Raw genomic sequence first — 8,623 nt, 5'->3', positions numbered from 1 at the left:
CGAACGTCGCGTCCCCGCCGGCGACGAAGTTCGCCACGAAGTCGACGATGATGGACTCGCCGTTCTTCGCCTTGCGCAGTTCGCGCTGTCGTCGCTTCTCCGCCTCGCTGTCCTCGTCGACGTCCTCCTGTTTCTTCTGCCGGTACGCTTCCAGCAGGTCCTCGCCGTTCGAGTCCGTGTTCGCGGGCGACGCGCCGCCCCCCGTCGGAGGAGCGCTCGGCACCCCCGTCGGTTCGGAGTCTCGCGTCGGCCTCCCGTCGCGCAGTCGGGTCGTCGCGAGGCGGTGTCGATGCGTCACGGTCGGTGTCGCTGTCGTCAGTCATACGCTGATCAGTGCTCCTGCGAGCGAGGAGGTGGCGACGGCACTCGCACAGCCGATCCACACGAGGACCACGAAGTGGAGGTACGCGTTCGCCTTGTGACCGCCGTCCACCATCCGAATCATCAGCGAGGACAACAGCGCGTTGAACAGGATGATGAGTGCGAGGAGGTACTCGATGAACGGGATGTCGTAGACGCCCGCGTAGATGAGTTGGCCGAACTGCATCTGACCGAGGTTCATCTTCGTCGAGAACGAGGCCAGAATCTCCACGACTTCCAGCCCGATGAAGAAGGCGAACGACGCCGACGCCGTGATGCCGTAGAGGACGCCGATGAGGGTGACCGTCGCCTGTTCGCGCTGGCGACGGAGCTTGATTATCTCGTTCATGTTCCGCGAGATGAGTTCGCCGAGTTGCTTCGGCGTCCCACCCATCTGGCGGCCGATGTTGTACATCTCGCTGAACTTCTGGATGAGGTAGGAACTCGACTCGGCGGTGAAGAAGAACCACGAGCGGGTCGGCCCGATTCGCATGTTGAGCCGGACGTACAGGCGGTCTATCTCCCGCGAGAGGACGCCGAAGTCCTTCGTCCGCAGCGTCTTCAGGACGGCGGTGGTCGTGCTCTGCTTCGCGCTCTCGGAGGCCCCCAGCGCGCGGATGAAGCCGGGGTACTCCTCGTCGCGTTCCTTGATGCGGTTCTCGTGCCGCCGGGCGATGATGCCGGGGATGGCGAGGGGAGTCAGCGGTGCGGCGATGAGGAGGGGGACGGGCGTGTCTATCATGACCGCCTGTACCGACTGGCCGACGGCGGTGAACCCGGCCGTCCCGAGGGCGAGGACGCCGACGAGGACGAACGACAGCGCGACGGCCCCGTAGAGCGCGATGTCTATCTGCCGGTCGGCCTTGGTCCGGTACTCGTCCTGCACGTACCACAGCGGGTCGTACGGCGACATCGTCTTGATGACGTAGTAGAACCCGAGTTGGACGAAGACGAACAGCACGATGACCGCCGCGATGGTCATCGTCGCGTCCGTCCCCGTGAGGATGGGGAGGACGATGGCGTTGATGACGGCGAACGTCATCGAGAGAATCATCGAGAGGTAGAGGTCCTTCATCACTTCGAGGTTGCCGAGCGCGCTCTCGTAGACGGTGATGTACTTCTGGACCATCGCGTTCTGCTCACCCAGGAGGAAGTCGTCGATGTCCTGCCCCGCACTGAGCGAGTACGCCAGTCTGTCGAGGAAGTCCGCGAGCGGTTTCGACGGCACCTGCCGTGCCCGGCGCTCACAGGCGTCGTCGAGCGACTGGTTCCACGTGTCCACGAGTTCGGTGATGCGGCGCATCTCGATGGCGAGTTCGCCGTACTCCTCCTCCCGACCGAGCTGTCGGAACACCGACACCCGGTCGATGTTCGTCGTCGAGAGGACGGTCATGTGGGTGATGAGAAGGTGTATCTGGTTCTCCAGTCCGCGGCGTTGCTCCTCGACGAGGAGGCGCGGGTACAGCACCGCGCCGACGACGACGAGTGCGCCGAGGAGGAAGATGGGGATGCGGACGAGCAACGGCAACGGGAGCGCTATCGCGCCGACGAGGGCGGGGCGAAGAACACCGCCGCCGGCAGCAACACCACCAGCCCGTAGCGTCTGATGGGCATCGGCATCCGCTCGTACGACTCCAGGACGGAGTCGAGGAACGCTCTGACCTGTCTGGTCTGCGTGCCGAATCCCTCTCCGGTACTCGTCTCGGACATCGTTACAACCTCGCCATGTCGAACGGGAGGCCCTCGGCGCCGTCCCGCTGGAAGTCCTCGATGAGTTCGTTCACTTCGTGGTAGCCCGTGATGTTCTCCTGCTGCGCCCGACGCACGATTTCGGCGCGGTACTCGATGTCGTCGTATATCTTCCGCGTGTCGTCGTAGCCGAGCAACGTCGCGATCTTCTCCTCCATGATGAACGAGTTGTTCCGCCCCTGGAACACGATCTCGTCCTCGACGGGGTCCCAGTAGAACGCCTCGCGGGTGACGACGCCGCCCATCTCCTTGGAGTAGCCTCTATCTCCTGCACGCTGGTCACGCGACGCAGCGTCTCGTTGCCCCGCTTCACCCGGTTCTGGAACAGGGCGATGTCACAGTTCGACATGAACGTCTCGGGGACGTTGATGGGGTCGCCGGTGAACCGCTGAATCATCGAGACGATGTCGGACGCGTGGAACGTCAGCATCACGGGGTGACCGGTCTGGGCCGCCTGGAACGCCATCCGGCCCTCCTCGCCACGGACCTCCCCGACGATGATGTAGTCGGGGCGCGAACGCAGGGCGGCCGCGACCAGGTCGAACATGTCCACCTCGGAGTCCGCACCGCGCCCCTCGCGCGTGAGGAGTTGCTGCCACGTGTCGTGCGGCGGCAACACCTCCGCGGTGTCCTCCGCCGTGTATATCTTCGAGTCCTGCGGGATGAACGAGAGGATGGCGTTGAGCGTCGTCGTCTTCCCGGACGCCGTCTCGCCGACCACGAAGATGGTGCGCTCGTTCTCCAGCGCCATCCAGAGGTAACCGCACAACTCCGGCGAGAGCGTCCCCCACTTCGATATCTGGAACACCGACAGCGGAACGTCGTCGCCCTGACGGATGGTGAGGCTCGACCCCTTCAGCGACACGTCGTCGGAGTAGATGATGTTGATACGTGAGCCGTCCGGCAGCGTCGAGTCCACGATGGGGTGGGCGTCGGAGACGGGGTCGCCGATGCGCTCACCCATGTTCCGAAGCCAGTTGTCGAAGTCGCCCTTCGAGCCGAACTCGACCGTGGTCTCGAGGAGGCCGAACACGCCGTGGTCGACGTCCACCTGCTGGGGCCCGATGACGTGAATGTCCTCGTTCGCCGGGTCGCGCATGATGGGTTCGAGCGGACCGAGACCGACGATGTCGCGCACGAGGCGGTACTGAATCTTCTCGTACGTCTCCTCGGTTATCTGCACGGGGCCGATGTCCAGTTTCTGGATGAGTTCGTGGACGCGGCCGGTCTGCTTGCCCTCCAGGACGACGATCTCTTCGAGCAGTTCCTCGATGCGGTCCTCGTACTCCACGTCGGCCTCGGGCGCCGGCTTCGACACGGAGCGCTCGAGGAGTTTGTCCTTCACCAGGTCGAACACTTCGCGTTCGTGGTCGTCGAGTTCCGGTTCGATGGCGTAGTACTTCGTCGTCTCGCCGAAGTTGCCGTACACCTGCGCGTAGATGGGGCCGCCGAGGTGGTAGATGATGTTCGGGCGCCGGGACTCGTACTCGCCGGACGCCTCCTCGACCAGCATCGGGAACTCGCCCGTTATCTGGCGAAACCGCTTGAGGTGGTCGCGCAGGTGACCCCAGCGCATCGCGTGCTGCTTCAGGTCGTCGGACAGTTTCGCGGAGCCGTGTTCGGTCGCCATTACGCCACGCTCCTCGACTCGATGACGATGCCGATTCCGGACCGGACGGAGAACCCGATTCGGTCACCGACCTGTTCGCCCATCCCCGCGAAGCGCTTCACGAAGATGTTCCGGCGGACGCGTTGCCGACTTCCACCATCTCCAACTGGAGGTAGACGTCGGCGATGGAGCGGAACGGGCCGATGGCGTCCTCGTCCACCGTCGAGGGGTCCACCGTGAGGATGATGGTCTTGTTCTTCGTCGTCAACTCGCGGAAGAAGGAGATGATCTCCAGCGCCGCCTGTCGCTCCTCGTTCTGCCGGACCAGCGCCTCGAACTGCGGGTCGTTCCGGAGGATGGCGTCGAACGTGTCGATGATTGTCACGTCCGCCTCCCACAGCGTCTCGGCCTCCATCAGGCGGCGGAGGAGCTGTTTCCGCTCGGAGGCGTTACCACCCGTCAGCGCCCCCGACGCGTCTATCTCCGCGGGGATGAAGAGCACCTCCTCGTTGAGCAGCGGCTTCACCATGTCGTACTCCAGCGAGTGCATCTGGTCGAGGAACCCGCGGACGCCCAACTCCGTGGAGATGAGCGACGTGACGATGTCCTCCTGACTGAAGCCGTAGGTGAACCGCTGTGAGAGCACGCTCTTGCCGGCGCCGTAGTCCCCCTCGATGAGGACGATGGCCCCGCGCGGGATTCCCCCGCCGAGTTCCTTCTGCAACCGGTCGTGCTGTTGTAGCCCGAGTGAGAAATGGCTCGATTTCATGATTAGGTCCTGAATCTGAAGGTTTCCTCGTCGCCGTCCACGACGAGCTTCACGCGGTGGTCACCGCTGTCGAGAGAGAGACCGCCGACGACGACTTTGACCACGCCGTGCGGTGCCCAGTCGGTGTTCCCGTCGGCGACGGTGACGGTGACGTCGGTCCGGTACTGCGCGTCGACGATGACGTCGAACGTCTCCCCCGTCGCCGGGAGCGTCCTGTCGCCGGTGTTCTTCACGTACAGCGTCAAGTTCCCGCTCCCGTCGTCGTACACCGACGACTCGGAGTCGCTGATGACCTCCACGTCGGTCCGGATGTTCTTCGACACGTCGGCGCCCCGGTCGTCGAGCGCGCTGCTGATGTCGGTCACCGTGTTGATGAGGACACCCGAGACGCCCGCTGCGATGACGAGGCTGGCGATGAACAGGATGAGCGTGGGTGCGGAGACGTCGGCCATCGGTCAGACGTTCACCTCGTTGGGAGTCGCGTTCACCGCGCTGATACCGTTCTCCGTCACGATTTTGACGCGAGAGGGAGCATCGTCGAGGTTCAGTTCCACTCTGAGCGTCTCTCCCGGTGCCCAGACGTCGGTTCCCGACGCCCCGTCGACGGTCACAGAGGGCGCGCTGCTCAGGTCTTTGTACTCGTTGTCGACGAGCATCGAGGTGTCGTTGACCGACAGCGTCGTCGTCCCTGTGTTCGTGACGTTGACGTCGGTCGGGTAGTTCGGAGTGCTGTTGTTGAACGTCACCGACCCGACGGTTATCGCCGTGTTCCGCCGGTCGAGCAGTCGTTCCTCGTCGCTGTCGTGGGCGTCTTCGAGCGTCTCCGCGGTGCCCGCCGCGGCGGTGTACAGCGTGCCCGTGGCGATGAGCACGCCGAGGAAGATGATGGCCGTCGAACCGCTAACGCCGAATCCCACGGTGACCCCCTCCTCGGTGCGACAGCTCTTCGAGCAGACGCGCCTCGGCGACGTCGCCCGCGAGTCGGCTGACGTACGTGAGGCTCTCTTTGTGGTGTTCGACGCGGAGGTCACGCGGCTCCTCGGCCGTCGTGGAGGCGGCGGCGTTGCGCACGTGCGCGTTCATCTGTCTCTCGACGGTGCGGGAGATCCACTCCTGTTCGCGGTACTGTCGGAGCGCCCGCGCCGCGCCGATTGCGCCGCCGACCGAGACGAGGAACCGGGTCCACTCCAGCGCCACCGACTCCGCGACGTAACTCGCGGGCAGGGTGGCGAGGTAGACGTCGGCCTCCGCCTCCGACTGTTCCGTCTCCCGGTCCGTCGGCGACGCCGTCTCGGTCGTCGGTTCGCTGAACTCGAACGACCCCGTGTCGTCCGGTTCGGTCGCCGCGTCCGGGTTCTCGTCGGCCGCGTCGAGTTCCTCCTCGACGTCGTCGATGCCGTCTTCGGCCGCGTCGTCCTCTTCGTCCGTTTCTTCCTCCTCGCCGACGAGTCCGTCGGTCGTCGGTACGTCGTCGTCCTCGACCGCCAGATCGTCCGCGTCGAGGGGGCCGTCGTCGACGTCCTCCGCTTCGCCCTCTTCCCAACCCTCGCCCTCCTCGTACTCGGCTTTGAGGTCGTCGAAACTCGACCCGCCGCCGGCGTCGTCCTCGTCGTCCTCGACGACCGGGTCCTCGTCGCCGAGAATTTCCTCGGTCGGGTCCTCGGCCTCGTTCTCGGCGAGTTCGTCTTCGGCGGCCAACTCGGCCTCCTCGGCCTCGGCGTCGGCGTCGAGTTCGCCGAAGTCCTCGTCGAAGAAGCTCTCGGCGTCCGCGGACGCGACGTCGGGGTCGAGGTGTTCTTCTTCCTCCTCCTCGGCGTCGAACAGGCCGAACGAACCGCCGCCCTCCAGTCCGCCCATCTCGCGGGCGTCGTCCACGAACGGGTTGATGCCGCGAGTCACCATCTCGTAGATGTCGAGGAGTTTGCGGACCGTGTCGTCGAGTTCTTCGACGGTTTCGCCGATCTGTTTGTTCTCCTCGCGGACCGTGTTGACGCTGGAGGACGTGGCGCTGACCTCGTTCTCGAGGTCGGAGACGCGGTCTTCCAGTTCGGCGACCGTGTCGGGGTCGACGCCGCCACCTCCGCCGCCGCCGCCGAAGTCGGCGTCTTCGTCGTCGAAACCCTCCATGTCGTCGTCGTCGAAGTCGCCGAAGTCGTCTCCGAAGTCGTCGAGGTCCTCGTCGAAGCCGAGACCGTCCGTCGCGAGGCCGGTCCCCTCTTCGTCGGACCGCGCGTCTTCGTCTTCCCCGTCTATCCAGTCCATCATTCCCATCCGTCTCGCCTCCGTCGCGTGCGGGCCCACTGGCTCCGCTCACTGGCCGACGGCGACACACAGACCTCACTCCGGTGTCGCGCCGACACCCGGTCGGATGGCACTCCGACGTCGGGGAATCAGGTAGCATTGACTCAACGATACAGTCATCAATACAAGAATGTTGCCACCAAATTATCAGCCGTGATACGCTATCACGACACCTCGTTCTCGGGTCAACGAACGGCTCAGGGCGTGTGAGAAGAATTAACCGGATGGAAGACTGATGAGCGTACCGATAGCCTATACAGAGGGTCATCATCTATGCCAGAGTTCGTAAAAACCGGAGTCGAAGGCCTCGACTCCATCCTCAACGGCGGCATCGTCAAGAACGCCGCGGTACTCATCAGCGGCAACCCCGGGACGGGGAAGAGTATCCTCGGTCTGCAGTATCTCTACAACGGCGTGGACAAGTACGACGAAGGGGGCATCTACCTCACCTTCGAGGAAGCCGAAGACGACATCCAGGAGGCGGCGGAGTCCATCGGCTTCGACCGCTGGTCCGAGTACGTCGAGGAGGGGAAGATCAAAGTGTACGACAAGCGTGCACTGCTCCGCGACGGCGACTTCTCCTCGACGCTCGACCGCATCCTCGGCGACCTGCAGGACACGTCGTACGATCGACTCGTCCTCGACTCGCTGACCATGTTCCAACTGTTCTTCGACGACGAGAAAGAGCAGCGACAGTACCTGCTGAAGTTCATCGACATTCTGAAGGACAGCGACCTGACGTCGCTGCTGACGACCGAGCAGTCGGCCATCTTCCCCGAGACGGAGATCGGGCTGGAGAACTTCCTCACCGACGGGAACATCTACCTGATACAGAGCCCCGCCGGCGCGACGAGCAACCGCTACGTCTGGGTGGCGAAGATGCGCAAACAGTCCATCAAGAACTCGATGTTCCCTCTCGAGATAAACGACGGGGGCATCCAGATATACGAACAGGCGGCGGGCTTCTCGATGGTCGGGGAGTCGCCGCCGTGGTTCGGCGAAGAAGGCGACCTGGAGTAGGCGCTCGACCGCTCTCGACTCGGCACCGCTCTCTTCGTCTCCTCCTCTGCGCGTTGAACTCTCTCCGACGTTTCCGAGTCTCTCCGACGCTCCGCTCCCGGGCCTCGATTCTCACGGCGCACTCGTCGTCCTCCCGCTCTCGAACCGTCGAACGGTGCAGCGACGGCGGAGTCGCCGCCGGACGCACCATCTGTCACGTCGAGACGGCGCGCCGCTCGGGGGCGGGATGTCTCAGAAATGAAGGGGTGCCGAACGGTGAGTCGAGCGAGTCGGCGAACTTAGAGTTCGATCGGGTCGCCCGGGTTTCGACCGGCGAGTTGCTGGGGCATCGTCAGGATGACCTGCGTGGTGCCGCCCGTCCGACTCGTCATCTCGAGCGTCACCTGTTCGCCGGTGGTGAGGCCGCCGCCGAGGTTCGCGTCGTTGCTACCCTCAATGGCGGACGTGTTGATTTCGACCTCGTAGCGGTCGTTCATGCTGTTGAGAACGCCGAACGACCCGTCGTCGTCGGTCACTTTGTAGAGCGCGAACGTGCGTTCCGAGGAGATGGCGTCACCGTTGCCGTCCAGATTCGTGGAGTTCGTGAGCGTCGTCACGTTCCCTCCGCTGAGGTACTTTATCGACGTCTCGTTCATGTCCACGCTGCTGGACCCGGCGGCCAGGCGGATGGTCATCGTGATGTTGTCGATGTCCTGTTCCGCGCCGACCACGCCGTGGGTGTTCAGCACCTCCACGCGGTTCGTCACCTTGTTCACGCTCTCCTGCCCGGCGTCTTCGGCAGTCGCCTGCAGGAAGCCGGCCGTGTTCACGAGGAC

Annotated in this window: 5 protein-coding genes and 5 pseudogenes; 1 reads left to right on the top strand and 9 read right to left on the bottom strand. The window is 64.2% G+C overall.

The window, feature by feature from the left end; all coding sequences use genetic code 11:
- The 8 genes and pseudogenes from GJ632_RS22290 to GJ632_RS16015 form a co-directional block, all read right to left on the bottom strand.
- A pseudogene (locus GJ632_RS22290) lies at positions 1-298 on the bottom strand (hypothetical protein); the annotation flags it as partial.
- Between the two features lie 21 nt (positions 299-319).
- Positions 320-2,070: pseudogene (flaJ, locus tag GJ632_RS16040) on the bottom strand (archaellar assembly protein FlaJ).
- Between the two features lie 2 nt (positions 2,071-2,072).
- Positions 2,073-3,289: pseudogene (locus tag GJ632_RS16035) on the bottom strand (type II/IV secretion system ATPase subunit); the annotation flags it as partial.
- A 53-nt stretch (positions 3,290-3,342) separates the two neighbouring features.
- Positions 3,343-3,739 (bottom strand): annotated as a pseudogene (locus GJ632_RS26015) (hypothetical protein); the annotation flags it as partial.
- A pseudogene (locus tag GJ632_RS16030) lies at positions 3,739-4,487 on the bottom strand (ATPase domain-containing protein). The pseudogenes GJ632_RS26015 and GJ632_RS16030, both read right to left, overlap by 1 nt.
- 2 nt (positions 4,488-4,489) lie before the next feature.
- The gene (locus GJ632_RS16025) at positions 4,490-4,939 is read right to left on the bottom strand and encodes a flagellar protein G (RefSeq protein ID WP_089806204.1); all 450 of its coding nucleotides are present in this window, start codon (positions 4,937-4,939) and stop codon (positions 4,490-4,492) included.
- A 3-nt stretch (positions 4,940-4,942) separates the two neighbouring features.
- Positions 4,943-5,404 carry a fla cluster protein FlaF gene (locus GJ632_RS16020; RefSeq protein WP_343161214.1) on the bottom strand — a complete coding sequence of 154 codons (462 nt, stop codon included), beginning with the start codon at positions 5,402-5,404 and terminating at the stop codon, positions 4,943-4,945.
- Complete coding sequence (locus GJ632_RS16015; protein ID WP_191453476.1) at positions 5,388-6,758, bottom strand: FlaD/FlaE family flagellar protein; 1,371 nt, start codon at positions 6,756-6,758, stop codon at positions 5,388-5,390. Before GJ632_RS16015 ends, GJ632_RS16020 begins: the two co-directional genes overlap by 17 nt.
- A gap of 303 nt (positions 6,759-7,061) precedes the next feature.
- On the opposite strand from GJ632_RS16015, the gene GJ632_RS16010 reads away from it, so the two are divergent.
- Entirely contained in the window at positions 7,062-7,808 is a 747-nt protein-coding gene (locus tag GJ632_RS16010; RefSeq protein WP_089806201.1) for an ATPase domain-containing protein, read from the top strand.
- Between the two features lie 278 nt (positions 7,809-8,086).
- Here GJ632_RS16010 and GJ632_RS16005 read toward each other — a convergent pair.
- Positions 8,087-8,623, bottom strand: a 537-nt coding sequence (locus GJ632_RS16005; RefSeq protein WP_191453475.1) for a flagellin, incomplete at its 5' end; no start/stop codon positions are given.

Origin of the sequence: Halogeometricum sp. CBA1124 (assembly GCF_009741955.1) — an archaeon.
Lineage (GTDB): Archaea > Halobacteriota > Halobacteria > Halobacteriales > Haloferacaceae > Halogeometricum > Halogeometricum rufum.
The sequence above is the reverse complement of the archived record's forward strand: the minus strand, read 5'-3'. Positions and strand labels throughout refer to the sequence as shown.

Excerpts from the sequence above, each read along its gene's own strand:
- GJ632_RS16025 (WP_089806204.1), bottom strand. The coding sequence starts at position 4,939 with ATGGCCGACGTCTCCGCACCCACGCTCATCCTGTTCATCGCCAGCCTC.
- GJ632_RS16015 (WP_191453476.1), bottom strand. The coding sequence starts at position 6,758 with ATGGGAATGATGGACTGGATAGACGGGGAAGACGAAGACGCGCGGTCC.
- GJ632_RS16010 (WP_089806201.1), top strand. The coding sequence starts at position 7,062 with ATGCCAGAGTTCGTAAAAACCGGAGTCGAAGGCCTCGACTCCATCCTC.